This window comes from Rhizobacter sp. Root404 (genome assembly GCF_001425865.1).
Taxonomy (GTDB): Bacteria; Pseudomonadota; Gammaproteobacteria; order Burkholderiales; family Burkholderiaceae_C; genus LMDS01.
In genome coordinates this window covers 2,032,308-2,058,413 of the sequence record NZ_LMDS01000004.1, presented here as the reverse complement: position 1 = coordinate 2,058,413, position 26,106 = coordinate 2,032,308, and the positions used below count along the sequence as shown (strand labels likewise).

Below are 26,106 nucleotides of genomic sequence, written 5' to 3'. Positions count from 1 at the left end.
TTAACCGGCCAGCACGGTGGCCACCTCGGCCGCCGAGCGCACGCCCAGCTTGGCGTAGACGCGGGCGCGGTGAACCTCCACCGTGCGCACCGAGACGTGTAGTTCGTCGGCGATCACCTTGTTGAGTTTGCCGGCGGCGACGCGGTGCATCACCTCGGCCTCGCGTTCGGTCAGGCTCGCCAGCCGCGCACTGCGCTCGGCGCTGCGGGCGTCGGTCGCGTGCATCGCGGTGTCGACCGCCAGGGCCTGTTCGATGCGGTCGGCCAGCGCGTTGTCGCTGTACGGCTTCTCGAGAAAATCGAAGGCGCCGTTCTTCAGCGCCTCGACTGCCATCGGGATGTCGCCGTGTCCGCTCAGGAACAGCACCGGGTTGCGCAGGCGCCGCGCGACCAGCTCGTCGAACACGCGCAGGCCCGACATCGGCTCCATCCGCACGTCGAGCACGAACACGCCGGCCAGCGGCCGCGGCGTCGCGTCGACGGCCGCGAGCAGTTCCGCACCGCCGGCGAAGCTGCGCACCGCGAGGCCGCGCGAGCCGAGCAGGAAGGCGAGCGCATCGCGCACCGCGGCCTCGTCGTCGACGAGGTAGACCTGGCCGCGCGACACCGCACTCATGCCAGGGCCTTTGCGCCCGGTGCGGGCTCGGTCATCGGCAGATCCACCGGCAGCGTCATCGAGAACCACGCGCCGCCGCCCGGCGCCTCGGTGGCGTCGAACGCGCCGTGGTGCGCCTCGACGATCGAGCGGCAGATCGCCAGGCCCATGCCCATGCCTTCGACCTTGGTCGAGTAGAAGGGCGCGCACAGCGCCTCGATGCGACGACCCTGCAGGCCGGGGCCGTTGTCGCGCACATCGATGCGCACGAATCGGCGATCCGGCGTCTGCAACGTGCAGGCCTCGATGCGGCGCGGGCGTTCCGGATCGACGGGCTGGGCCGCGAGCGCATCGACCGCATTGCGCACCAGGTTGATCACGACCTGCTCGATCAGCACCGCATCCGCGACGGCCGGCGCGAGCTCCGGCTGCAAGGTCAGCGTGATCTGCACCTGCTGGCGCGCGATCTCGCGCCGCAGCAGGTCGACCCCGCCCTGCACGATGGCGTTCAACGAGCAGGTCTCGAGCTGCGGCTCGCGCCGCGTCAGGAACTGGCGGATCCGCTGCACGATGCGCCCGGCGTGCGCGGCCTGTTCGCCCAGCCGCTGCAGGGCACGCAACACGGTGGGGTCGACGGGCGCTGCCTCGGGCGCGGCCCGCTGCAGCGAGTTCATCACGCCGGCGTTGTAGCTCGAGATCGCGCTGAGCGGCTGGTTCAGCTCGTGGGCGAGCGTCGAGGCGATCTCGCCCAGCATCGTCAGGCGCGCGTGGTGCGCCATCGTGTCGGTCTGGCGGCGCTCGCGCTCCTCGAGCCGCTTGCGTTCGGTGATCTCGAGCACCGAACCCATCCAGCCGATGTGCCGGCCGCTGGCGTCGACCAGCGGCGCCTCGAACAGGATGATGTCGATCGGGCGCCCGTCGCGGTGCCGCCAGCGCGCCTCGTAGCCGCCGCGCGGCGCGTCGCCGGCCATGTTGCGGCGGTGGCGCTGCATCGACTCGTCCAGCGCGTCGGGCGGCCAGTAGGGCATCGGCGGGCGCAGGCCGTTCAGCTCGTCGGCGCCGTAACCCACCATGTCGGCGAACGCGCGGTTGACGTACAGGATGCGCCCGTCGAGGTCGCGGGCGCGCAGGCCGACGGTCAGCGAATCCTCCATCGCGCCGCGCCACGCCGCCTCGGTGCGCCAGGCCGCTTCGGCGCGCGACACGTCGTGCACCTGGCGCCGCAGCAGCGCCGTGATCGCGCCGATCAGCACCAGGAAGCCGGCGACCATCGCCACCGGCAGGCTGCGGTACCACGGCGTGACGCGGTCGCGCGCGATCAGCTCGAGGTAGGCATCGCTCAGCGTCGGCTCCAGGCTGGTGCGGTGGAACTGCCGGTCGCCGAGGTCGCGGTTGTCGGTGGTCGAGGCGATCACGTCGCCGAAGCTGTCGACCAGGCGCACGTCGTACTTGCGGGCCAGCCACCACGGCACGTTCTGGCGCAGCATGTCGGTCGGCGAGTAGCGCGCCACCAGCGCGCCGCCGGAGGCCAGCGGCACCCGCAGGTGCGCGCTCAGGCCGGTCGCGACCAGGCTCGGCAGATCGGGCCGCGGCGCCAGATCCGGCACATGCGCGACGATGCGGTTGCCGGCGTCGAGCCAAGTCAGAGCGACCCAGAACCGGCGCAGGCCCTGCTGCACCTCGGGTGCGGCTGCGAAGGCGGCGGGCGAGAGTTGCCGCGCTTCCAGCGCCGCGGCGAACGCGGCCAGCAGCGCACTCTCGTGCTCGATGCGGGCGCTCACCTGCGCTTGCAGCGACAGTGCATCCGAGATCAGCTCGGTGCGCTGGCGCTCGAGCTCGGCGTGTTCGTCCGCGCGCAGCCACAGCAGCACCGCGGCGACGAACGCCAGCGAAATCAGCAGCGGCAGCGCCCACAGTCCGCGCCGCAGCGCCGGGCGCGGCGGCAGCGCCAGCAGCGGCCGCGGCGGCGCGGTGACGAGGCGGTGCGAGGACATGGCCGGAAGTCTAGGACGTGCCCTGCGCCAGGTGCCGCGCGCGCCGCCGAAATGTGGAACTCCACAATGTCGCGACCCCGGCTCCGGCTCGCAGAATCGCGGCGCAGATTTCCATTCCAAGACCGGAGACAAGCTGATGAGCCACCCTTCACGCCGCCTCGTGCTCGGCGCCGCCGCCGCGACCGCCGCCTCCCTCGCGCTGCCCGCCGTCGTGCGCGCGCAGGCGCCGATCGTCATCAAGTTCAGCCACGTCGTCGCGCCCGACACACCCAAGGGCAACGGCGCGCTGAAGTTCAAGGAGCTCGCCGAGTCGCGTACCGGCGGCAAGGTCAAGGTCGAGGTCTACCCGAACAGCCAGCTCTACAAGGACAAGGAGGAGATGGAGGCGCTGCAGCTCGGATCGGTGCAGATGCTCGCGCCCTCGCTCGCCAAGTTCGGCCCGCTCGGGGTGAAGGAATTCGAGGTGTTCGACCTGCCCTTCATCTTCAAGGACGAGGCCGCGTTCCGCGCCGTGACCGACGGGCCGGTCGGTGCCGGCCTGTTCAAGAAGCTCGAGCCCAAGGGCATCAAGGGCCTGGCGTACTGGGACAACGGCTTCCACATCATGTCGGCCAACAGGCCGCTGCACAAGGTCGCCGACTTCAAGGGCCTGAAGATGCGCATCCAGTCGAGCAAGGTGCTCGACGCCGAGATGCGCGCGCTCGGCGCGATCCCGCAGGTCATGGCGTTCAGCGAGCTGTACCAGGCGCTGCAGTCGGGCGTGGTCGACGGTTGCGAAGGCGTGCCGTCGAACTTCTACACCCAGAAGACCTACGAGGTGCAGAAGCACACGACGATCTCGAACCACGGCCACCTGGCCTATGCCGTGATCGTCAACAAGAAGTTCTGGGAGGGTCTGCCCGCCGACATCCGCACCACGCTCGAAGGCGCGCTCAAGGAGGCGACCGCGTTCGCCAACCAGATGGCGTCGAAGGAGAACGTCGAGGACCTCGAGAAGATGCGCGCCAGCGGCAAGACCACGATCTACACGCTGACGCCGGAAGAGAGCAACGAGTGGAAGAAGGCGCTGATGCCGGTCCACAAGGAGATGGAAGCGCGCCTGGGCAAGGCGACGATCGACGCCGTCTACGCGGCGTCGGGTTTCGTCGCGCCGAAGTGACCGCGTCGTGGTCCTGCGTGCCCTCGATCACCTGGAGGAATGGCTGATCACCTTCCTGATGGGTGCGGCCACCCTCGTGATCTTCCTCGCGGTGCTGCACCGCTTCGCCTCCGGCGTGCCGGTCATCCAGGACTACACCATCCGGATGAACGTCAGCTGGGCGCAGGAACTGTGCATCTACATGTTCGTCTGGATGGCCAAGTTCGGGGCGGCGTACGGCGTGCGGCACGGCACGCACGTCGGCGTCGACGTGGTGGTGCGGGCGCTGCCGAAGAGCAAGGCGCGCTACCTGATCATGTTCGGGCTGCTGGCGGGCGCGCTGTTCACCGGCATCGTCGGCACGCTGGGCGCGCGCTTCGTCTGGGAGAACGGCTTCCACTACGCGCTGCTGCACAACTGGCTGGGCATGGACGTGGGCGATCTGCCCGAGGGGCCGACCTCGCCGGACCTCGAAGTGCCGACCTGGATCCCGTACTCGTGCGTGCCGCTGGGCTCGTACCTGATGTGCTTCCGCTTCCTGCAGGTCGCCTGGGCGTTCTGGAAGACCGGTGAAGTGCCGCACGCCGACCACGGCGTGAAGGGCGTCGACGAGGCAGAGCTCGACGTGCTCGTCGCGACCGGCCCCACGTCGGCCGCCGCGCAAGGGAGCGACAAGCGATGAACACGCTCATCATCTTCGTGCTGCTGCTGGCGCTGATGCTGACCGGCATGCCGATCAGCATCTCGCTCGGCCTGACGGTGCTGACCTTCCTGTTCACGCTGACGCAGGTGCCGATCGAATCGGTCGCGCTGAAGCTGTTCACCGGGATCGAGAAGTTCGAGGTCATGGCGATCCCGTTCTTCATCCTCGCCGGCAACTTCCTGACGCATGGCGGGGTCGCCAAGCGGATGATCAACTTCTGCACCTCGATGATCGGCCACTGGTACGGCGGCATGGGGCTGGCGGGCGTGATGGCCTGCGCGCTGTTCGCGGCGATCTCGGGCTCGTCGGTCGCCACCGTCGTCGCGGTCGGCTCGATCATGCTGCCGGCGATGGTGAAGGCCGGCTACCCCAAGCGCTTCGGCGCCGGCGTGATCACGACCTCGGGGGCGTTGGGCATCCTGTTTCCGCCGTCGATCAACCTGGTGATGTACGCGATCGCCACCGCCGGCATGAATGCGACCGGGCCGAACGGCGAGCCGGTCAGCTCGGCCTCGGTCGGCCAGCTGTTCCTGGCCGGCGTGGTGCCCGGGCTGTGCCTGTCCTTCCTGCTCGGCGTCACGACCTGGTGGCGCGCCAAGAAGTTCGACTACCCGCGCATGCCGAAGGCGACCTGGGGCGAGCGCTGGCGCGCCTTCCGCGAGAGCATGTGGGGGCTGCTGCTGATCGTCGTCGTGATCGGCGGCATCTACAGCGGCATGTTCACGCCGACCGAGGCGGCGGCGATGGCGGCGGTCTACGCCTTCTTCATCTCGGTGTTCGTCTACAAGGACCTGAAGCTCAGCGAAGTGCCGAAGTCGCTGCTCGGCGCCGCGGCGATGAGCTCGATGCTGCTCTACATCATCACGAACGCGGTACTGTTCAGCTTCCTGATGACCAGCGAGCAGATCCCGCAGGCGATGGCGGCCTGGATGACGAGCCAGGGTTTCGGCCTCGTCGTGTTCCTGCTACTCGTCAACGTGATCCTGCTGGCCGCGGGCAATTTCATGGACCCGGCGGCGATCGTGCTGATCATGGCGCCGATCCTGTTCCCGGTGGCGGTCAAGCTCGGCGTCGACCCGGTGCACTTCGGCATCCTGATGGCGGTCAACATGGAGGTCGGTCTGTGCCACCCGCCGGTCGGGCTGAACCTGTACGTCGCCTCGGGCATCACCAAGATGGGCATCACCGAGCTGACGGTCGCGGTCGGGCCGTGGCTGCTGACGATGATTGCGTTCCTGGTGCTGGTGACCTACTGGCCGACGCTGTCCCTGTGGTTGCCGCACCTGATGATGAGGTGAGCGGCGCGGCCGCGGGCGCTACGGCTCCTCGTCGGCGGTGATCGACAGCGCCACCCGCTGGGCGCCGCCGCGCACCGCGCAGGTCGCGTTCAGGCGCAGCGGCCGGCCCACCGGCACGGTGCGCGCCAGGCGCAGGTCGAGCGAATCGGGGCCGTCGCCCGGGGTGCTCGCGCTGCGCTCCCACTCAAGTGCGCCGTCCACCAGCACGCGCAACGCGTGGGTCGCGCCGGGGCGCGCCGCCGGGTTCGCGGCCACCAGCCGCACGTAGATCTCGAAGCGGCGCTCGCGTGCGGCGTCGGCCGGGATGTCGAGCTTGACGACGTCTCGGTGGCCGGCGTCGGCCGACCAGTGCTCGGGCCGGCGCTCGGCGTCCGCCTTCGACGCGGACAGGGGCGGGCGGGCGCGGCTCAATGCATCTTGTCGCGCGGCGGCTTGCGGAACGACTTCGGGGTGTAGACGTTGCCGTCCCAGTTGCCGCGGTTGCGCGCGCGCTCGATCGCCTCGGCCGCGGCCTCGCGCGCGCGCTGCGCATCGCGCCGGGCCGCGCGCCAGTTCCAGACCCACAGCCCGAAGCGCCGAACCGGCAGCCAGGCCCGGCGCATTGCCATGTCGAAGCGGTAGCGCCGCGGCGCGCTGAGCACCAGGCGCAGCATCAGCACGGCGCAGACGGCCAGGACGATCGCGGCGAGGATTCCTTCGAACATGACGTGGGCGGCAGAACGGCAGGTCAGGCCATTATCGAACGGCGGGCGCGCGACCGGATGTCAAGGTTTTCGCGCGGCGAGGCCATCTTGTACTACGCTCGCCGAAGCTTTGCGTTGCCGGGGAGAAGCGACATGCCGACACCGACCCTCCTTCGCCATGTCATCGCGACCGCGCTGGCGATGTCCGCCTGCCTCGCCGCGACGGCACAGCCGATCGATGCGGACACGCTCAAGCGCTACGCCGGCAGCTACGCCGTCGACTGCGGCCGGCCGGGCACGCCGCGGCTGCAAGTGCAGGCCGGTGCGCTCGCCGTCGAACAGGGCAACCAGCGCATGACCGGTCGCAACGCCATGAGCGCGTACAGCTATTTCGGCAACAGCCCGCCGCCCAAGGATTTCCAGGTCGCGCTGATCAGCGAGGTCCGCGGTGGCCAGCAGCTGACTTTCATGGTCTATGCCGACCGTGCGGGCCCGTACATCCGGATCGAGGCGGATCCCAAGATCGCCGCCGCACTCGGCCGGGCGCTGACGTCGCCGAAGTACCGGCGTTGCGAAGCCGCGGCCCGGCCGCCCGCCCCGGCGCTGCCCGGACCCGCCGCGCTGCCGTCGCAGCGTGCCGCGCCGGCACCGGGCGCAGTGCCCGCACTCGGCAGCCTCGCCGCCGATCCGGCGTTCAAGCGCGCCTACCTGCGAGCGCTGGGGCCGCGCGCCGGTGAGCGCTGGCTGGCGCGTCTCGAGGGCCCGGCGCCGGAGACGCGGGAACTGCGCGTCGGGGGCGTTCCCTACGTCGTCATCGCGATCTGCAAGGCACACGACTGCTACGACCACAACGCGGTCTTCCTCTATTCCGCGGCGCAGCAGCAGGTGATCGGCCTCGTTCAGCAGAAGGGGGCGAAACGCTGGTCGGGTCGCCTGCCCCGACGCAGGCGGGGCAATTCGAGCGCCTCTGGCAATCGGAGTGGCGCCAGAAGTGAGGACGGGTCACCGGCCGCGTCGCGCCCGCCACGCGTCGAGGCGGGCCGGGCCGCGCCCCGGCGACAGGTAAGTGGGCGCCACGCTGTCCAGCGACGCCGGCGTGATGCCCAGCGCCGCCAGCCCCGGCAACTGGCCGGTGGCGACGTTCGGCACCTGCATCGACGCGAGGTTGTCGCGCGACATCAGCGGCTCGCCCGGCAGCAGTTCCATCGCCAGGGCCTGCAGCCGACCCAGTGCCGCCGGCAGGCCGATCACCGGGCGCGGATGGCCCGACCAACGGCCCGCCGCTTCGACGAGCTGCTGCAGCGTGTACACCTGCGGCCCTGCACACTCGTAAGTCGAGCCGATCGTCGCATCGTCGACCAGCGCCCGGGCGATCGCGCCGGCCACGTCGCCCACCCACACCGGCTGGAAGCGTGCCTGCGCGCCCGCCAGCGGCATCACCGGGAACACCGACTGCAGCCGCGCGAACAGGTTCAGGAAGTGGTCGTGCGCGCCGAAGATCACCGACGGGCGCAGCACGGTCAGATCGAGTCCGGCGGCGCGCAGCACCGCCTCGCCGGCGGTCTTCGAGCGCAGGTAGCGGCTCGGCGCGTTCGGCCCGACGCCGAGCGCGCTGACATGCACCACGCGCCGCACGCCCGCGGCGGCGCAGGCCCGCACGAGCTTGCGTGGCAGTTCCACATGGGTGCGTTCGAACGCCGCGTCGCTGCCGTGCAGGATCGCGACGAGGTTGACGACCGCGTCGCGGCCGCGCAGCAGCGCGGTCAGCTGCGCCTCGTCGTGCACGTCCGCCGCGCTGAGCCGCACGGTCGGCAGCGATTGCAGGTGCTTGGCGCGCTCCGGATGCCTGCTGGGCACGAGCAGGTCGGCGGCCGCACCGCCGCAGCGCTCGACCAGAGCGCTGCACAGCTGCCGGCCGACGAAACCGGTGCCGCCGAGCAGAAGGATTCGATCGTTCATCTCACGCCTTCGAAGTACCGTCGGATGATGCCTGCGGAAGCCGGCCCGATGTGCGGGACAATCACCCCTTCACTCACTCGAACTGTCCCATGACCGGAAACGATCAACCGAACCTGCCCCAAGGCTATGTGCAACTCACCGAAGGCCGCATCCGCACCACGGACCTGGTCTATGGCAAGTCCTCCAATGGCTGGAGCGAACCGCATGCGTTCGTCGTCGGCAGCGCCGTCGGCGCGGACGGCACCCGCGTGGCCCGTCGCGTGCCGGCGGAAAGCAAGACCCGCACGCGCAACTGACGCGCCGGCGGCGGTGCGCGGCGACCGGCGCGCACCCGGAACGCGGGGTTGACCAGGAACCCCGCGTTCGCGACCATCGGTTCACATTTGAACTCGTGGCGCGAACCGATGAACACCCCCATGCCCTCTCGACGCGCGTCGGCCGACGACCAGCGCATCCGCTCGTGGCTCGTGCTGCGCAATGAACTCGCCGAGATGCATGCGCGGCTGGAATATTTGAAGCTGCTGCTGCGCCTGCGCGCGAAGCGCTGAGCAGCCCTACATCACCGCCCCCAGCGCCCACGGCACGAACTCGTTCTGGCCGTAGCCGTGGACCTCGCTCTTGGTCTTTGCGCCGGACGCGGTGCGCAGCATCAGCTGGAAGATGCGTTCGCCCATCTCGTCGATGCTGGCGCTGCCGTCGATCACCTCGCCGCAGTTGATGTCGATGTCGTCTTCCTGCTTGACCCACAGCGCGGTGTTCGTGCTGAGCTTGAGCGACGGTGACGGTGCGCAGCCGTAGGCGGAGCCGCGGCCGGTGGTGAAGCAGATCAGGTTCGCGCCGCCCGCCACCTGGCCGGTCGCGCTCACCGGGTCGTAGCCGGGCGTGTCCATGAAGACCAGGCCCTTGGTCGTGACCGGCTGCGCGTACTCGAACACGTCGGTCAGGTTGGTGGTGCCGCTCTTCGCGATCGCGCCGAGGCTCTTCTCGAGGATGGTCGTCAGGCCGCCGGCCTTGTTGCCGGCCGACGGGTTGTTGTCCATCTCCTGGTCGTTGCGCGAGGTGTATTGCTCCCACCACTTGATGCGCGCGATCAGCTTGTCGGCGATGGCCGGGGTGACCGCGCGGCGCGTCAGCAGGTGCTCGCCGCCGTAGATCTCGGGCGTCTCCGACAGGATCGCGGTGCCGCCGTGCCGCACCAGCCGGTCCACCGCGGCGCCGAGCGCCGGGTTCGCGCTGATGCCCGAGTAGCCGTCGCTGCCACCGCACTGCAGCCCGACCGTGATGTGCGCGGCGCTGACCGGCTCGCGCTGCACGCGGTTGGCTTCTTCGAGCAGCCACTGCACCAGCTCGATGCCGTGCGCCACCGTCTTCGCGGTGCCGCCGGTCTCCTGGATGTTGAAGGTGTGGAACTGGGTGCCGGTCGCGAGGCTCTCCTGCTCCATCAGGCCCGAGATCTGGTTGGTCTCGCAGCCCAGGCCGACGACCAGGATCGCGGCGAAGTTCGCATGTTTCGCGTAGCCGCCGAGCGTGCGCCGCAGGATCTGCAGCGGTTCGCCGGCGCTGTCGGTCGCGCAGCCGGCGCCGTGGGTCAGCGCGATCACGCCGTCGACGTTCGGGTACTTGGCGAGCGCCTCGGGGTGGATGTCGCGCCGGAAGTGGTCGGCGATCGCGCGTGCGACCGTCGCCGAGCAGTTCACCGAGGTCAGCACGCCGATGTAGTTGCGCGTCGCGATGCGGCCGTCGGCGCGCCGGATGCCCATGAAGGTGGCCGGTGTGTCGACATACGCGGTCGAGTGCGTGCCGGTGCTGGCCGCGTAGTCGCGCGCGAAGCTGCTGAATTCGAGGTTGTGCGTGTGCACGTGCTGGCCGGCCGCGATCGGCTGCTTCGCGGTGCCGATGATCTGGTTGTAGCGCCGCACCGGCGCGCCGGCCGCGATCGCGCGCACCGCGATCTTGTGGCCCGGCGGCACCAGGCCGATCACGGTGACGCCCTCGCTCGCCAGCACCGTGCCGCCGACGAGCTGCTGCCGTGCGATCACGACGTCGTCGGCCGGGTGGATGCGGATGATCGAGGGGTCGCTCATGGCCGGTCCTAGTTGTCGATCAGCGCCGGGTCCCAGGCGTGGACGGTCTGGTCCTGCTGGCCCAGGCCCTCGATGCCGAGCTTCATCGTGTCGCCGGCCTTCAGGTACCACGGGCTGGGCTTCTGGCCCATGCCGACGCCTGGCGGCGTGCCGGTGCTGATCAGGTCGCCGGGCATCAGCGTCATGAAGCGGCTGATGTAGCTCACGAGATGCGCCACGCCGAAGACCATCGTCTTGGTGCTGCCGTTCTGCACCTTCTTGCCGTTGACTTCGAGCCACATCGACAGCGCCTGCGGATCGGGCACCTCGTCGGCCGTGACCATCCACGGGCCGACCGGGCCGAAGGTGTCGCAGCCCTTGCCCTTGTCCCAGGTGCCGCCGCGCTCGATCTGGTATTCGCGCTCGGAGATGTCGTTGACGACGCAATAGCCGGCCACGTACTTCAGCGCGTCGGCCTCGCTGACGTAGCGCGCCTTGGTGCCGATGACGACGCCGAGCTCCACCTCCCAGTCGGTCTTGACCGAGCCCTTCGGGATCACGACCGGGTCGTTCGGCCCCATCAGTGCGCTGATCTGCTTGGTGAACAGCACCGGCTCGGCCGGCACCGGCAGGTTCGATTCGGCAGCGTGGTCGGCATAGTTCAGGCCGACGCAGATGAACTTCTGCATGCCCGACCACGGCACCGCGATGCGGCCCGGGTTGCTCACCTCGGGCAGCGACGCGAGGTTGATCTCGCGCAGGCGCTGCAGGCCGTGCGGCGTCAGCGTGTGGGCGGTGATGTCCACGAGTTCGCTGGACAGGTCGCGCACCACGCCCTGGGCGTCGACCGCCGCGGGCTTCTCCGCGCCCTTGGCGCCGTATCGCATCAGTTTCATTTTCGCTTCCTTGTGAGTGATCAGTTGGACCAGCCGCCGTCGATGATCTGCGCGGTGCCGGTGGTGAAGCCGGATTCGTCCGACGCCAGGTACACCGCCAGCGCGGCGATCTCCGCGGTCGTGCCCACGCGCCCCATCGGCTGGCGCGCCACGAACCAGGCCTCGGCCTGTTCGAGCGTCTGGTTGGTCGATTTTGCAAGTGCGGCCATCCGCTCGCGCAGCGACGGCGATTCGACCGTGCCCGGGCAGATCGCGTTGCAGCGCACACCGCGGGTGATGAAGTCGGCGGCGATCGACTTCGTCATGCCGATGACGGCCGCCTTGGTCGCGCCATAGACGAACCGGTTCGGCGCGCCCTTGATGCTGCCGGCCACCGACGCCACGTTGATGATCGAGCCGTTGCCGTTGCCCGTGGCGGCGGATTCGAGCATCGCCGGCAGGAACGCGCGGGTCATGCGGTACATCGCCCGCACGTTCAGGTCGAACGAGAACTCGAAGGCCTTCTCGTCGCAGTCGAGGATCGTGCCGGCATGCACGTAGCCGGCACCGTTGAACAGGATCTGCACCGCGCCGGCGGCCTGCGCCGCCGCGGTCACCGCGTTGGCGTCGGTCACGTCGAGCAGGCGGGTCTGGCAGCCGGTCGCCCTCGCGAGGTCGGCGAGCAGCGCCTCGTTGATGTCGGTGGCGATCACGCGTGCACCTTCGCGCACGAAGGCCTCGGCAGTGGCACGGCCGATGCCCTGGCCGGCGGCGGTCACGAAGGCGGTCTTGCCCTGGAGTCGTTGGGTCATGTCTGCGAGCTTTCGGGTTGATTCATCGGGAAAGGATCAGGCCGCCCTGCGCACCGCGCGGCGGCGCGGCGCGGGCGGCTTGAGGCGCGCGCGGGCGTCGACCGGCTTGGCGCTGGCGATGCTGGCGGTGTAGCGGTCGTGCGAGTTCTGCAAGTGCGTGGCCATCGCGCTGCGCGCGGCCTCGGGCGAGCGGCTGGCGATCGCGTCGATCACCGCGAGGTGCTCGTCGATCGCGGCGCGCCAGCTGCGCTCGGTCTCGAAGTGGCTGATCAGCTGCTCGGCCAGCGGGTTGTGGCGCTCGTCGTGCAGCTCGCCGACGATGCGCACCAGCACCGAGTTCTCGGACGCCTCGGCAATGCGGGCGTGGAACAGCCGGTCGCCCTGCCAGGCGAGCAGGCCGCTGTCGAGCTCCTGCTGCATCAACGCGACGGCGTTGCGCAGCCCGGCGATCTGCGCCTTCTTCATGTGCTGCGCGGCGTGCGCGGCCAGGCCGCTCTCGATGACCTGGCGGGCGCGGATGGTCTCGAGCGGTCCCTCCGCGCCGACGTGATGGGTGCGCGGCGCGTCGTCCGGCGGCAGCACGTAGATGCCCGAGCCCATCCGCACCTCGACCAGCCCCTCGACCTCCAGCGCGATCAGCGCCTCGCGCACCGAGGGGCGCGACACACCGAGCTGCAGCGCCAGGTCGCGCTCGGGCGGCAGGCGCGAGCCGACCGCGTATTCGCCGCGCTCGAGCAGGCCGCGCAGCTGGTCGGCGATCTGGCGGTAGAGGCGGCGGGGTTCGATGGTCTGGATCGGCATGACGGCGACAGGTGAGGGCGTTCCGCGGTCAAGTGGCCTGACCAATTTCGGTAAAGAATAGTGGATGCTGCCGGATCGGGTCAACATCGGGTTTCCCCGGCCCTGTACCTGCGGTCCCCGGGGACCGAACAACGCTGCCGGCGCGCCAGCTCGCAGCCATCAGAATTCCACGCATGGAACAACCCGAGCCGCCACCGCATTCCTCCCCCTTGTCGAGCAGCGCCCCGCGCGCGCCCGTCACGCGCCGCAGTCGCTGGCTCGGCAGCCTCGTCGCGCTGCTCGCGCTCGGTGCGATCGGGTGGTGGGCCTGGCACCTGACGCACCCGGCGACGCCCGCTGGCGCGGCGGGCGCGTCGGCCCCCGGCGGCGGCGCTCCCGGCGCACGGGGCCCGGGTGGCGGCCGCGGCGGTCCCCCGAGCACGGTCGGCGTCGCGGTCGCGAAGCGCGCCGACATCCCCGTGATCATCGAGGCGCTGGGCACGGTGCTGCCGGTCGCCAGCGTCACGGTCCAGCCGCAGGTCTCCGGCGTGTTGACCCAGGTCCTGTTCAAGGAAGGTCAGATGGTGCGCAAGGGCGAGCTGCTCGCGACGATCGCGCCGGAGCCGTTCGAGATGGCGCTGCAACAGGCCACCGGCGCGCGCCTGCGCGACGAGGCGCAGCTGCAGGCCGCGCAGGTCACGCTGCAGCGCTACCAGACGCTGCTCGCGCAGGACTCGATCGCGCGCCAGGACGTCGACACCCAGGCCGCGCTGGTCAAGCAGCTGCAGGGCACCGTGACGATCGACCGGGCCAACGAGGGCACCGCCCGGCTCAACCTCGGCTACACCCGCATCGTCGCGCCGATCTCGGGCCGCGTCGGCCTGCGACCGGTCGATGCCGGCAATTCGATCAGCACCAATACCACCGGCGGCGTCGCGCTGATCACGCAGGTCGCGCCGATCGACGTCGAGTTCGCGATCCCGCAGGACCGCGTGCCCGAGATCCAGGCGCGGACCGGCGGCGGCGCGACGCTCGCGGTCGCCGCGTGGGACCGCTCGCGCACGCGCGCGCTCGACACCGGCGCGTTCTCGACGCTCGACAACCAGATCGACACCACCACCGGCACCGTGAAGGCCAAGGCGCGCTTCGCCAACGCGCAAGGCACGCTGTTCCCGAACCAGTTCGTCAACGCGCGGCTGCTGTTGCGCACGATCGAAGGCGCGATCGTCGTGCCGGTGACGGCGCTGCGCCACGGCCCGAGCGGCGACTTCGTCTACGTGATCAACGAGGACCGCACGGTCACGCTGCGCAACGTGACCCGCGGCGAGGCCGGCGTGGACAACGTCGCGATCACCGCCGGGCTCGCGCTCGGCGAGCAGGTCGTGACCGAAGGGGGCGACCGGCTGAAGGATGGTGCGCGCGTGCAGACGGCGGTCGACCGGCCGGCCGGCGCGGCATCGGGTGCAGCGTCCGGCGCGCGCGGGCGCCGCGGCGGCGCGGCCAGCGGTGCGTCGGGCGCGTACGGCGACGGCGCGTCGCCGTCGGCCTCGGGCGCCCGCCGGCGCGACCGCGCGGCGAGCGCCACGCAATGACGGGCGCCGGCGCGGCGGGGGCGCACGCATGAGCCCGTCCCGCCCGTTCATCGAGCGGCCGGTCGCGACCTCGCTGCTGATGCTGGCGATCGTGCTGGCCGGCCTGGTGGGGTTCCGCTTCCTGCCACTCTCGGCGCTGCCGCAGGTCGATTACCCGACGATCCAGGTCCAGACGATCTACCCCGGCGCCAGCCCGGAGGTGATGAGCAACACCGTCACCGCGCCGCTGGAGCGCCAGTTCGGGCAGATGTCGGGGCTGGACCGCATGGCCTCCACGAGCGCGGCCGGCGTCTCGATCGTCACGCTGCAATTCACGCTCGGCATGACGCTGGACGTGGCCGAGCAGGAGGTGCAGGCCGCGATCAACGCCGGCGGCTCGCTGCTGCCGGCCGACCTGCCGGCGCCGCCGGTCTATGCCAAGGTCAACCCGGCCGATGCGCCGGTGCTGACGCTCGCGATCACCTCCGACACGCTGCCGCTCACCGAGGTGCAGAACCTCGTCAACACGCGGCTCGCGCAGAAGGTCAGCCAGGTCAGCGGCGTGGGCCTGGTGTCGCTCAGCGGCGGGCAGCGGCCGGCGGTGCGCATCCAGGCGGACACGCAATCGCTGTCGTCGTACGGCATCGGCCTGGACACGCTGCGCACCGCCATCAGCGCCGCCAACTCCAACGCCGCGAAGGGCAGCTTCGACGGCCCGAAGCGCGCCTACACGATCAACGCGAACGACCAGCTGCTGACCGTCGACGACTACAAGAACCTGATCGTCAGCTACAAGAACGGCGCGCCGATCCGCCTGATCGACGTGGCGCGGGTCGTCGAGAGCGCCGAGAACAACCAGCTCGGCGCGTGGGCCGGGACGGCGACTCCCGACGGCCCGACGCTGACCCCCGCGATCATCATGAACGTGCAGCGCCAGCCCGGCGCGAACGTGATCGCCACCGTCGACGCGATCAAGAAGCAGCTGCCCGTGCTGCAGGCCGGGCTGCCGGCGGCGCTGAAGATCGAGGTGCTGTCGGACCGCACCACCGGCATCCGCGCGTCGGTAGAGCACGTGCAGATGGAGCTGATCCTCGCGGTGGTGCTGGTCGTGCTGGTGATCTTCGCGTTCCTCGGCAGCCTGCGCGCGACGGTGATCGCCAGCATCGCGGTGCCGATCTCGCTGGTCGGCAGCTTCGGAGTGATGTACCTGCTCGGCTACAGCCTGAACAACCTGAGCCTGATGTCGCTGACGATCGCGACCGGCTTCGTCGTCGACGACGCGATCGTGATGATCGAGAACATCGCCCGCTACATCGAGGATGGCGAGCACCCGATGGCCGCCGCGTTGAAGGGCGCGACGCAGATCGGCTTCACGATCATCTCGCTGACGGTCTCGCTGATCGCGGTGCTGATCCCGCTGCTGTTCATGGGCGACGTGGTGGGCCGCCTGTTCCGCGAGTTCGCGGTGACGCTGGCGATCACGATCCTGATCTCGGCCGTGGTCTCGCTCACGCTGGTGCCGATGATGTCGGCGCGCTGGTTGAAGCCGAAGGCCGAGCCCGAGAGCCCCAAACCGCCGTCGCGCACGCAGCGGTTCTTCGGCGACGTGATGCACCGCTACGACCGCTCGCTGGTGTGGGTGATCGACCACCAGGCGATCACGCTGCTGGTGGCGCTCGCCACCTTCGTGCTGACCGCGCTGCTGTACCTGTGGATCCCGAAGGGCCTGTTCCCGACCCAGGACACCGGCCAGCTGCAGGGCCGCATCCAGGCCGCGCAGGACGTGTCGTACGCGCGCATGGCGCAGCTGCAGCAAGACGCGGCCCGCGCGATCCTCGAGGACCCGGACGTCGAGAACCTGAGCTCGTTCGTCGGCGTCGACGCCGCCAACAACACGATGCTGCACGCCGGCAGCCTGCTGATCAACCTGAAGCCCGGCCACGGCGACCAGCAGGCCACGATGGACCGGCTGCGCGAGCGCGTCGCCAAGGTCGCCGGCGTGACGCTCGCGCTGCAGCCGACGCAAGACCTGACGATCGACGCCGAGACCGGCCCGACCCAGTACCGCGTCTCGCTCGAAGGCGTCGACAGCGCGACCATCACGCAGTGGATGAACAAGCTGGTCGCGCGCCTGCACGACGTGCCGCAGGTGCGCAACGTCAGCAGCGACGCCGGCGCGCAGGGCCTGGCCGCGTACATCGAGGTGAACCGCGACACCGCGTCGCGCCTGGGCGTGACCGCAAGCGCGGTCGACGACGCGCTGTACAGCGCGTTCGGCCAGCGCATCGTCTCGACGATCTTCACCGAGACCAACCAGTACCGCGTGATCCTCGAGGCGCGCCCGGGGCTGGTCGAGAACGTGCCCGACCTGGGCCGCCTGAACCTGATCACCGGCGGCGGCACGGCCACGCCGCTGTCGGCGTTCGCGACCGTCACCGAGCGCCAGGCGCCGCTGCAGATCACGCACGTCGCGCAGTATCCGGCGAGCACGTTGAACTTCGACACCGCGGGCGGCGTGGCGCTCGGTGCCGCGGTCGACGCGATCCGCCAGGCCGCGAAGGACATCGGCCTGCCGCCGAACGTGACGATGACCTTCCTCGGCGCCTCGGGCGCGTACGAGAAGTCGCTGTCGAACCAGCTGTGGCTGATCCTGGCCGCGGTGATCTGCGTCTACATCGTGCTCGGCGTGCTGTACGAGAGCTACGTGCATCCGCTGACGATCCTCTCGACGCTGCCATCGGCCGGCGTCGGTGCGCTGCTCGCGCTGATGCTGACCGGCAACGACCTCGGCGTGATCGGCATCATCGGCATCATCCTGCTGATCGGCATCGTCAAGAAGAACGCGATCATGATGATCGACTTCGCGATCGACGCCGAGCGCACCGAAGGCAAGAGCCCGCGTGACGCGATCCACCAGGCGGCGCTGTTGCGCCTGCGGCCGATCTTGATGACGACGCTGGCGGCGCTGTTCGCCGCGGTGCCGCTGATGCTGAGCTGGGGCGATGGGGCGGAGCTGCGTCGTCCCTTGGGGTTGGCGATCTTCGGCGGGTTGATCGTGAGCCAGTTGCTGACGCTGTTCACGACGCCGGTGATCTATCTCGGATTCGATCGGTTGGGTCGGCGGTTTCGCGGTTCGCGTCCCGGTGGCGATCCGGTGACGGAGACTGTGCAGTGAGTCGCGCGTCGCGGCGGGCGGCACCCGACAGGGGCTCATTCGGTGGCGGTCGCCACTGCGTGGCGACTGCGTTGCGGTGCTCGCTTCGGGGCCGTCCTCGCCAACTCACTGCGCTCACTCCGTTCGCTCCGTTCAGACAGGCGCTCGGAAGTCAGACAACGAGCGCGCTGCGCGCGCCGGCCCCGAAGCTGCGCTCCTCACCGCCACCCAAATCGCCCCTGCCGGGTGCCGCCTGCCGCGACCCTCACCACCTGAGCACTTTCGCCGAAGAGCTCCGACGCTTGCAGCAAAGGCGCAGCGCACCCGAACGCGCCTTTGCCGCTCAAACCACGACAGGCGGCAACGCATGAACCTGTCGGCCCCCTTCGTCCGCCGCCCCATCGGCACCGTCCTGCTGACGATCGGAATCGCGCTCGCCGGCATCGGCGCGTTCTTCGCGCTGCCGGTCTCGCCACTGCCGCAGGTCGACTTCCCGGTGATCTCGGTCAGCGCCAGCATCCCCGGCGCGAGTCCGGACACCATGGCGACGAGCGTGGCGACGCCGTTGGAACGCCACCTCGGCACGATTGCCGGCGTCAACGAGATCACTTCGTCGAGCGGTACCGGCTCGACCCGGGTGACGCTGCAGTTCGACCTGAGCCGCAACATCGACGGCGCCGCGCGCGAGGTGCAGGCTGCGATCAACGCGAGCCGGGTCGACCTGCCCGCCACGTTGCGCAGCAATCCGACCTACCGCAAGGTGAACCCGGCGGCGGCGCCGGTGATCATCCTGGCGCTCACGTCGAAGACCAAGACGCCGGGGCAGATCTACGAGTCGGTCTCCAACATCGTGAGCCAGCGGCTGTCGCAGGTCGACGGCGTGGGCGACGTGGAGATCGGCGGCGGCTCGCTGCCGGCGGTGCGGATCGAGTTGAACCCGTTCGCGCTGAACAAGGTCGGCATCAGCACCGAAGACGTGCGCGCCGCGATCCAGGCCAGCAACGCGAACCGGCCGAAGGGCATCGTCCAGGGTGACGACCGCCGGCTGCAGATCTACACCCAGACGCCGGCGCTGCGCGCGAGCGACTACGCGCCGATGGTGATCGCGTGGCGCAACGGTGCGGCGGTGCGGCTGCAGGATGTGGCGCAGGTCGTCGACGGCGTCGAGGACACCCGCACCCTCGGTCTGTTCAACGGCGAGCCGGCGATCATCGTCCTGGTCACGCGGCAGCCGTCGGCCAACGTGATCGAGACCGTCGACGCGGTGCGCGCGCTGCTGCCCGAACTGCAGGCCGACCTGCCGGCCGACGTGACGCTGCAGGTCGCCACCGACAGCACCAATTCGATCCGCGCCTCGTTGCACGAGGTCGAACTCACGCTGGTGATCTCGGTGCTGCTGGTCGTGCTCGTGGTCAGCCTGTTCCTGCGCAGCGTGCGCGCCACCATCGTGCCGGCGGTCGCGACGGTGGTCGCGCTGCTCGGCACCTTCGGGGTCATGTACCTGCTCGGCTTCTCGCTCAACAACCTGAGCCTGATGGCGCTGACGGTGGCGACCGGCTTCGTCGTCGACGACGCGATCGTCGTGCTCGAGAACACCAGCCGCCACATCGAGGCCGGCATGTCGCGCATGCAGGCCGCACTGCTCGGCGCCAAGGAGGTCGGCTTCACGGTGCTGTCGATCAGCGTGTCACTGGTGGCGGTGTTCATCCCGCTGCTGTTCATGGGCGGTCAGCAGGGGCGGCTGTTCAAGGAGTTCGCGGTCACGCTGTCGGCCGCGGTGCTGATCTCGCTGGTGATCTCGCTGACCACCACGCCGATGATGTGCGCGTGGCTGCTGAAGCCGGGCGGCGCGCAGGCCAAGCCACCGGGGCGCGTGGCACGCGTCGCGGAGCGCGGCTACCAGTGGGTGTGGCGGCGCTACGAGGCCAGCCTCGATTGGGCGCTGGCCAGCAAGGCGCTGGTGATGTTCATCCTGCTGGCGGTGATCGGCCTGAACGTCTACCTGTTCGCGGTCGCCCCCAAGGGCTTCTTCCCGCAGCAGGACACCGGCCAGCTCAACGGTGGCCTGCGCGCCGACCAGAGCATCTCGACCAAGGCGATGGGCGAGAAGCTGCGCCAGGTCGTCGACATCGTGCGCAAGGACCCGGCTGTCGCCACCGTCGTCGGCTTCACCGGCGGGGGCCGCGCCGGCGGCGGCTTCATGTTCGTCAACCTGAAGCCGCTCGGGCGCGGCGCGGGCCAGCGCACCGACACCGGCCTCGCGGTGATCGCGCGGCTGCGCCCGCAACTCGCGCGCGTCACCGGCCTGTCGATCTTCCTGAACCCGGTGCAGGACGTGCGTTCCGGCGGCCGTTCCAGCAATTCGACCTACCAGTACACGCTCAAGAGCGACAACAACCAGGCCCTGAAGACCTGGGCGGCGCGGCTCAACGACGAGATGAAGCTGCAGCCGGTGCTGACCGATGTCGACACCGACCAGCAGGAGAACGGCGTGCAGACGGTCGTGAAGGTCGACCGCGACGCCGCCAAGCGCCTGGGCGTCAGCTCGAACGCGATCGACTCGGCGCTCTACAACGCGTTCGGCCAGCGCCAGGTCGCGACGATCTACACCGAGCTGAACCAGTACCACGTGGTCATGGAATGGGCGCCCGGCTACACCACCAGCCCGAACGCGCTGGCCGACATCTACGTCCCCGCCACGCGCCTGGTCAGCAGCGGCGGGCAGACCGTCGCGGTCGAGAGCACGGCGGCGCCGAGCACCGCGACGAGCGGCACGTCCTCGTCGGCCGCCCCCGCGGTCTCGGCCAATCCGGGCGTCAAGGGCGCGTCGACCGGCAGCGTGCTGGCGAACAGCGTGACCAACCTCGTGCCGCTCGCGACCATCGCCTCGTTCGCCGAGGAGTCGACCGCGACCTCGGTCAACCACCAGGACACCGAACTCGCCACGACGATCTCGTTCAACCTCGCCCCCGGCGCGACGCTCGACCAGGCCCGCGACGCGATCAAGACCGCCGAGGCCAACATCGGCCTGCCGACCAGCGTGCGCGGCGACTTCGCCGGCAGCGCCGCGAGCGCGCAGCAGTCGAACAGCCAGCAGACGCTGCTGATCGTCGCCGCGATCGTCGTGATCTACCTCGTGCTCGGCATCCTGTACGAAAGCCTGGTGCACCCGGTCACGGTGCTCAGCACGTTGCCGTCGGCCGGCGTCGGCGCGGTGCTGGCATTGCTGATGTTCAGGATGGAGTTCTCGATCATGGCGTTGATCGGCGTGTTCCTGCTGATCGGCATCGTCAAGAAGAACGCGATCCTGATCATCGATTTCGCGCTCGAGGCCGAGCGCGCACGCGGTCTGAGCCCGCACGAGGCGGTGCGCGAGGCCTGCCTGCTGCGCTTCCGCCCGATCCTGATGACGACGTTGGCCGCGGCGCTCGGCGCATTGCCGCTCGCGATCGGCTTCGGCGAAGGCTCGGAGCTGCGCCAGCCGCTCGGCATCGCGATCATCGGCGGGCTGATCGCCAGCCAGGTGCTGACGCTGCTGACCACGCCGGTCGTCTACCTGCTGCTCGACAAGCTGCGCCGCCGCGGCGCCGACGAACGCCACCTCAGTCGCGGCATCGACCCGACGCCGACCCCTGCGAACGCCCCATGAAGACACCCCTGCTCGTGCTCACCGCGACGGCCGCCGCGCTGCTGGCGGCCTGCGCCTCCCCCCCGTACCGGGCGCCCGAGGTCACGACGCCCGCGGCCTTCAAGGAGGCGCCGGCCGCCGACGCCGGCTGGTTCCCGGCCGCGCCGGCCGACACGCTGGACCGCGGCCCGTGGTGGGAGCTGTTCGGCGACGCCGAGCTGAGCCGGCTGACCGCGCAGGTCGAGGTCTCGAATCAGAACGTCGCCGCCGCGGTGGCCGCGTACGCGCAGGCGCAGGCGCTGGTGGCGCAGGCGCGCGCGTCGCTGTTCCCGCAGATCACGCTCGACGGCAGCGCGCAGCGCAGCGGCGGGCGCGGCGCGAGCAGCACCGGCAATGACTTCCGGCTCGGTGTCGGCGCGAGCTGGGCGCCGGACGTGTGGGGGTCGCTGCGCCTGGCCGCGCAGGGCGCGCAGGCGAGCGTGCAGGCGAGCGCTGCCGACCTGGCCGCGGCGCGCCTGTCGGCGCAGGGCGAACTGGCGACCAACTACTTCTCGCTGCGCGACGCCGACACCGAGCTCGAGCTGCTGCGGCGCACGGTCACGGCCTACCAGCGCGCCGTGACGATCACGCAGAACCGCTACACCGCCGGCATCGCACCGCGCACCGACCTGCTGCAGGCCCAGACGCAACTCGCGAACGCGCAGGCCGATCTCGCCAGCCTGACCAGCACCCGCGCGCAACTCGAGCACGCGATCGCGGTGCTGATCGGCAAGGCGCCGGCCGAACTCTCGATCGCGCCGACGACCTGGAACATGACCGTGCCGGCGGTGCCGCTGGTCGTGCCGTCGGAGCTGCTGCAGCGCCGGCCCGACATCGCCTCGGCCGAGCGTGCCGTCGCGGTCGCCAACGCGAACATCGGCATCCAGCGGTCGGCCTACTTCCCGAGCTTCGGCCTGAGCGCGTCGCTCGGCAACTCGACCAGCCGCATCGGCGACCTGTTCAATGCCTCGACCACGCTGTGGTCGGTCGGCCTGTCGGTCGCGCAGACGCTGTTCGATGCCGGCGCGACTCGCGCGAAGGTCGAGGGTGCCGAGGCCGCCCGCGACGCGGCCGTGGCCCGCTACCGCCAGACCGTGCTGACGGCGTTCCAGGCGGTCGAGGACCAGCTCTCGGTCACGCGCGCGCTCGCCGAGCAGGCGGGCCTGCGCAAGGCCGCGTCCGAAGCCGCCGACCTGACCGAGCAACAACTCCTCAACCGCTACCAGGCCGGCCAGGTGAGCTACACCGAGGTCGTCACGGCGCAGGCGTCGGCGTTGAACGCGCGTCGCACGCTGGCGCAACTGGCGGCGAGCCGCCAGGCCTCGGCGATCGCACTGATCCAGGCGCTCGGTGGCGGCTGGCATGCGCCGGCCTTGAACTAGAGCCCCAGCGCGGCCTTCATCCGCTGCGCGGTCATGGGCAGGCGCTGCTGCGGCCAGGCGTTCACCGCGGCGATCATGCGCGCGTTGCGTGGCGCCGTGCGGCCGAGCGATTCGGCGAGCCGCACGACCTCGCCGCACAGCGCGTCGATCTCGGTGGCGCGGCCGGCCACCAGGTCGTCGGCCATGCTCGAACGGGCCTTCGGATCGATGCGCAGCATGCGCGCGGCGATCAGCTTGAACAGCGGCGTCGGCAGCTGCAGCAGCAGCGGGATGCGGTGTGCCGGCAGCGCACCGACCTGGGCCGGCGCGATGCCGGCCTGCTTCAGCAGGCCGAGCGCCTCGGTCTGCAACGCGGCCAGGCACAGGCGGTAGCCGCGGTCCATCAGCTGTGCGCGCAGCGGCAAGCCCGAGAGCGCGTTGACCGGGTTGTTCAAGTTCAGCAGCAGCTTGCCCCACTGCACCGCGCGCAAGTCGGCATGCAGTTGCAGCGGCAGGCCGGCACGGGCGAAGTCGGCCGCGACCGCGCGCAGCGCGGGGTCGTCCTGGGCCGCGAGCGTGCCGGTGGTGCCGCGGTGGTAGTGGCCCGGGCCGATCTCGGCGACGTTGTAGGGCACCATGCCCGCCAGCCAGCGCAGCGACGGCGCGGCGCCGCGGCCGACGAGCGCGTTCGACAACCCGTTCTGCATCGACACCACCGGCGTGCCGGCGGGCAGCGCAGCGGCCAGCGTGGCGGCGGCCTCCGCGGTCGCGCCGCTCTTCACCGCGAGCAGCACAAGCCGGGGCAGGATGCCGGTGGGCATGCGTTCATGCAATTGCAGCGCGGCCGCGTCGATGTGCCGGCTGCCGCCATCGAGATCGGAGACGGTCAGCCCGTGGGTGCGCAACGCGTCGAGCACCCGCGGCCGCCCGACGAGGATCACCGGCACGCCGGCCGCCTGCAGGCAGCCGCCCAGGTAGCAGCCGATCGTGCCGGCCCCCATCACGAGAACGGGTGCGGCGGCGTGGGGGTCGGTCATGGAGGCATGCTAACCAGCGCGTGCCCCGGGGCAAGACCCTAGGCCGGGTGCCACGGTGCTCGGTCAGAATTCCCCGCTGTTTCTCGGAGCCCTCGATGGAAAAGACCTGGTTGAAGCAGTACCCCGCCGGCGTGCCGGCCGAGATCGACGTCGAGCAGTACGGCTCGCTGGTCGCCCTGTTGGACGAGAGCTTCAAGAAGTACGCCGGCCGCATGGCGTACAAGTTCATGGGCAAGACGATCACCTTCGCGCAGGTCGACGACGCCTCGCGCGCGCTGGCCGCCTACCTGCAGGCGCAGGGACTGGCGAAGGGCGACCGCGTCGCGATCATGATGCCCAACGTGCCGCAGTACCCGGTCGCGGTCGCCGCGGTGCTGCGCGCCGGCTATGTCGTCGTCAACGTCAATCCGCTGTACACGCCGCGCGAGCTCGAGCACCAGCTGAAGGACTCCGGCGCGAAGCTGATCATCATGGTCGAGAACTTCGCCACCACGCTGCAGCAGGTGCTGGCCGCGGTGCCGACCCAGAAGATCGTGATCACCGCGCTCGGCGACATGCTCGGCTTCCCGAAGTCCGCCATCGTCAATTACGTGGTGCGCAAGGTGAAGAAGATGGTGCCGGCCTACAGCCTGCCCGGCGCGGTGCGCTTCAACGCCGCGATCTCGCAGGGTCGCGGCAAGTCCTTCAAGCCCGCCACCGTGGGCCCCGACGACATCGCGGTGCTGCAGTACACCGGCGGCACCACCGGCGTCAGCAAGGGCGCCGTGCTGCTGCATCGCAACCTGGTCGCCAACATCCTGCAGGCCGAGGCCTGGTACCAGCCGGCGCTGAAGAAGATCCCGGCCGGCCAGCAGATCGTGACGATCTGCGCGCTGCCGATCTATCACATCTTCGGTTTCAACACGAACATGATGCTGGCGATGCGCATGGGCGGCGCCAACATCCTGATCGCCAACCCGCGCGACCTGCCGAGCGTGTTCAAGGAGCTGAAGGGCGAGACCTTCCACAGCTTCCCGGCCGTCAACACGCTGTTCCAGGCGATGGCGCACCACCCCGAATTCAGCAGCGTCGACTGGAGCGGGCTGGTGATCTCGGTCGGCGGCGGCATGGCGGTGCAAAGCGCCACCGCGAAGCTCTGGCTCGAGAAGACCGGCTGCCCGATCGTCGAGGGCTATGGCCTGTCCGAGACCTCGCCGTCGGCCACCTGCAACCCGGTCGACAGCACCGCCTACAGCGGCAACATCGGCCTGCCGATGCCGAATACCGAACTGAAGCTGCTCGACGACGACGGCAACGAGGTGCCGCTGGGCACGCCGGGCGAGATCGCGATCAAGGGCCCGCAGGTGATGGCCGGCTACTGGCAGCGCCCCGACGAGACCGCCAAGGTGATGACGCCCGACGGCTTCTTCCGCAGCGGCGATATCGGCGTGGTCGACGAGCGCGGCTACTTCAAGATCGTCGACCGCAAGAAGGACATGATCCTGGTCAGCGGCTTCAACGTCTACCCGAACGAGGTCGAGGACGTGGTCACGCAGATGCCGGGCATCCTCGAATGCGCGGCGGTCGGCATCCCGGACGCCAAGGCCGGCGAGGCTGTCAAGCTGGTGATCGTGCGCAGCAATCCGGCGGTCACCGAGGCCGACGTGCGCGCCTACTGCGAGGCCAACCTCACCGGGTACAAGCGACCCAAGGTCGTCGAGTTCCGCAACGAGCTGCCGAAGACGAACGTCGGCAAGATCCTGCGCCGGGAGTTGCGCGACAAGGCGTGACAGTGACGCCTGTCACGCATCGTGCCGCCGTGGCAACGCGGCCCGGCACTGCGGCACGCCTTTGTAGCGATGGTGCTGATACATTCGCGCTGATCGCCCGGCCCCCGCAGGCCGGGCGCGCGGCGTCAATGGGACATCACAGGTGATCTGGGCCAAGACCGAAGCAGGGCGAACGGAAATCCAGGCGCGTGCGCTCGTGAAGGAGCGCGCGCAGCGCAACCTGCTGCTTGTCATCGATGGCGTCAAGACCGAGGAAATGCTGCTGGCCAACCTGGCCGGCATCAGCGCCGACGATTTTGCCGCGCTGCAGTCGCTCGGGTTGATCGTGCCGATCGCGCCGCCGGTGGGCCGCTCGGGCGCGGCGCCGGCCCATCGACCGGGCGCTGCCGCGGCGCCCGCCGCGCCGGCCGAACCGGTGGTGCTTGACTACGCGCAGTTCACTGCGGCGCTGACGCAGATGATCTCGAAAGAACTCGGCCTGCGCGGCTTCGTGCTGACGCTGGCGGTCGAGAAGGCCGGCACGATCGAGGAACTGCAGGCCGTCGCGCAGCGCACGTTGGCGCAGATCGCCGAGCGCAAGGGCGAAGCGGTCGCTGCCGCCGCGCGGCGCACGTTGTACGGCGGCTGAGCGGCACCCGACCTGCCGCC

At 70.1% G+C, this 26,106-nt stretch carries 21 protein-coding genes and 1 pseudogene; 12 read left to right on the top strand and 10 right to left on the bottom strand.

Features of this window, described 5'->3' with window-relative positions; translation table 11 throughout:
• Both ASC76_RS13840 and ASC76_RS13835 read right to left on the bottom strand, forming a co-directional pair.
• Positions 1 to 615 carry a response regulator transcription factor gene (locus ASC76_RS13840; RefSeq protein WP_056466702.1) on the bottom strand — a complete coding sequence of 205 codons (615 nt, stop codon included), beginning with the start codon at positions 613 to 615 and terminating at the stop codon, positions 1 to 3.
• On the bottom strand, positions 612 to 2,588 hold the full coding sequence (locus tag ASC76_RS13835; protein ID WP_056466700.1) for a sensor histidine kinase: 1,977 nt from the start codon (positions 2,586 to 2,588) through the stop codon (positions 612 to 614). The genes ASC76_RS13840 and ASC76_RS13835 overlap by 4 nt, the downstream gene beginning before the upstream one ends.
• Positions 2,589 to 2,724: 136 nt before the next feature.
• Here ASC76_RS13835 and ASC76_RS13830 point away from each other — a divergent pair, with 136 nt between their 5' ends.
• From ASC76_RS13830 to ASC76_RS13820, 3 genes are read left to right on the top strand one after another with little or no spacing between them, the layout of a single operon-like run.
• Positions 2,725 to 3,747 (top strand): TRAP transporter substrate-binding protein, encoded by a 1,023-nt coding sequence (locus ASC76_RS13830; protein ID WP_082549192.1) that lies wholly within the window; start codon positions 2,725 to 2,727, stop codon positions 3,745 to 3,747.
• Between the two features lie 13 nt (positions 3,748 to 3,760).
• Positions 3,761 to 4,408: a TRAP transporter small permease gene (locus tag ASC76_RS13825; RefSeq protein WP_200947163.1), complete on the top strand. Its 648-nt coding sequence runs from the start codon at positions 3,761 to 3,763 to the stop codon at positions 4,406 to 4,408.
• On the top strand, positions 4,405 to 5,727 hold the full coding sequence (locus ASC76_RS13820; RefSeq protein WP_056466698.1) for a TRAP transporter large permease: 1,323 nt from the start codon (positions 4,405 to 4,407) through the stop codon (positions 5,725 to 5,727). Before ASC76_RS13825 ends, ASC76_RS13820 begins: the two co-directional genes overlap by 4 nt.
• Positions 5,728 to 5,745: 18 nt before the next feature.
• Here the strand turns inward: ASC76_RS13820 and ASC76_RS25370 are convergent, their stop codons facing one another.
• Together ASC76_RS25370 and ASC76_RS25365 are read right to left on the bottom strand one after the other, a co-directional pair.
• A complete protein-coding gene (locus tag ASC76_RS25370) occupies positions 5,746 to 6,138 on the bottom strand; it encodes a hypothetical protein (protein ID WP_235580429.1) in 393 nt (130 codons plus the stop codon).
• Positions 6,135 to 6,431, bottom strand: coding sequence for a hypothetical protein (locus tag ASC76_RS25365; protein WP_056466696.1), 297 nt, complete (start codon positions 6,429 to 6,431; stop codon positions 6,135 to 6,137). Before ASC76_RS25365 ends, ASC76_RS25370 begins: the two co-directional genes overlap by 4 nt.
• 57 nt (positions 6,432 to 6,488) lie before the next feature.
• Between ASC76_RS25365 and ASC76_RS26605 the strand changes: the two are divergent.
• Positions 6,489 to 7,310, top strand: a pseudogene (locus tag ASC76_RS26605) (Ivy family c-type lysozyme inhibitor); the annotation flags it as partial.
• 102 nt (positions 7,311 to 7,412) lie between these two features.
• Here ASC76_RS26605 and ASC76_RS13805 read toward each other — a convergent pair.
• Positions 7,413 to 8,369, bottom strand: a complete 957-nt coding sequence (locus ASC76_RS13805) for a complex I NDUFA9 subunit family protein (RefSeq protein ID WP_056466693.1) — start codon at positions 8,367 to 8,369, stop codon at positions 7,413 to 7,415.
• 89 nt (positions 8,370 to 8,458) lie between these two features.
• On the opposite strand from ASC76_RS13805, the gene ASC76_RS13800 reads away from it, so the two are divergent.
• Both ASC76_RS13800 and ASC76_RS25735 read left to right on the top strand, forming a co-directional pair.
• Positions 8,459 to 8,665 (top strand): hypothetical protein, encoded by a 207-nt coding sequence (locus ASC76_RS13800; RefSeq protein ID WP_056466691.1) that lies wholly within the window; start codon positions 8,459 to 8,461, stop codon positions 8,663 to 8,665.
• A gap of 108 nt (positions 8,666 to 8,773) precedes the next feature.
• On the top strand, positions 8,774 to 8,917 hold the full coding sequence (locus ASC76_RS25735) for a hypothetical protein (protein WP_162247119.1): 144 nt from the start codon (positions 8,774 to 8,776) through the stop codon (positions 8,915 to 8,917).
• Positions 8,918 to 8,923: 6 nt separating this feature from the next.
• Here ASC76_RS25735 and ASC76_RS13795 read toward each other — a convergent pair whose 3' ends face one another.
• The 4 genes from ASC76_RS13795 to ASC76_RS13780 are packed head-to-tail and all read right to left on the bottom strand — an operon-like array spanning position 8,924 to position 12,920.
• A complete protein-coding gene (locus tag ASC76_RS13795; protein WP_056466688.1) occupies positions 8,924 to 10,453 on the bottom strand; it encodes a UxaA family hydrolase in 1,530 nt (509 codons plus the stop codon).
• 8 nt (positions 10,454 to 10,461) lie between these two features.
• On the bottom strand, positions 10,462 to 11,328 hold the full coding sequence (locus tag ASC76_RS13790; RefSeq protein WP_056466684.1) for a fumarylacetoacetate hydrolase family protein: 867 nt from the start codon (positions 11,326 to 11,328) through the stop codon (positions 10,462 to 10,464).
• A gap of 20 nt (positions 11,329 to 11,348) precedes the next feature.
• Positions 11,349 to 12,119 (bottom strand): SDR family oxidoreductase, encoded by a 771-nt coding sequence (locus ASC76_RS13785; protein WP_056466680.1) that lies wholly within the window; start codon positions 12,117 to 12,119, stop codon positions 11,349 to 11,351.
• A 36-nt stretch (positions 12,120 to 12,155) separates the two neighbouring features.
• A complete protein-coding gene (locus tag ASC76_RS13780) occupies positions 12,156 to 12,920 on the bottom strand; it encodes a FadR/GntR family transcriptional regulator (protein WP_056466677.1) in 765 nt (254 codons plus the stop codon).
• 173 nt (positions 12,921 to 13,093) lie between these two features.
• On the opposite strand from ASC76_RS13780, the gene ASC76_RS13775 reads away from it, so the two are divergent.
• The 4 genes from ASC76_RS13775 (at position 13,094) to ASC76_RS13760 (ending at position 22,673) form a co-directional block, all read left to right on the top strand.
• Positions 13,094 to 14,491, top strand: coding sequence for an efflux RND transporter periplasmic adaptor subunit (locus ASC76_RS13775; protein ID WP_056466674.1), 1,398 nt, complete (start codon positions 13,094 to 13,096; stop codon positions 14,489 to 14,491).
• A 28-nt stretch (positions 14,492 to 14,519) separates the two neighbouring features.
• The gene (locus ASC76_RS13770; protein ID WP_056466673.1) at positions 14,520 to 17,645 is read left to right on the top strand and encodes an efflux RND transporter permease subunit; all 3,126 of its coding nucleotides are present in this window, start codon (positions 14,520 to 14,522) and stop codon (positions 17,643 to 17,645) included.
• Positions 17,646 to 17,991: 346 nt separating this feature from the next.
• Positions 17,992 to 21,273 (top strand): efflux RND transporter permease subunit, encoded by a 3,282-nt coding sequence (locus tag ASC76_RS13765; RefSeq protein WP_056466670.1) that lies wholly within the window; start codon positions 17,992 to 17,994, stop codon positions 21,271 to 21,273.
• Complete coding sequence (locus ASC76_RS13760) at positions 21,270 to 22,673, top strand: efflux transporter outer membrane subunit (protein ID WP_056466667.1); 1,404 nt, start codon at positions 21,270 to 21,272, stop codon at positions 22,671 to 22,673. Before ASC76_RS13765 ends, ASC76_RS13760 begins: the two co-directional genes overlap by 4 nt.
• Here the strand turns inward: ASC76_RS13760 and ASC76_RS13755 are convergent.
• The gene (locus ASC76_RS13755; protein ID WP_056466664.1) at positions 22,670 to 23,689 is read right to left on the bottom strand and encodes a 2-dehydropantoate 2-reductase; all 1,020 of its coding nucleotides are present in this window, start codon (positions 23,687 to 23,689) and stop codon (positions 22,670 to 22,672) included. The two genes, ASC76_RS13760 and ASC76_RS13755, sit on opposite strands and share 4 nt — an antisense overlap.
• 95 nt (positions 23,690 to 23,784) lie before the next feature.
• Here ASC76_RS13755 and ASC76_RS13750 point away from each other — a divergent pair, with 95 nt between their 5' ends.
• Positions 23,785 to 25,458: a long-chain-fatty-acid--CoA ligase gene (locus ASC76_RS13750; RefSeq protein ID WP_056466662.1), complete on the top strand. Its 1,674-nt coding sequence runs from the start codon at positions 23,785 to 23,787 to the stop codon at positions 25,456 to 25,458.
• A gap of 142 nt (positions 25,459 to 25,600) precedes the next feature.
• The gene (locus tag ASC76_RS13745; RefSeq protein WP_056466659.1) at positions 25,601 to 26,086 is read left to right on the top strand and encodes a hypothetical protein; all 486 of its coding nucleotides are present in this window, start codon (positions 25,601 to 25,603) and stop codon (positions 26,084 to 26,086) included.
• Positions 26,087 to 26,106: the final 20 nt, after the last annotated feature.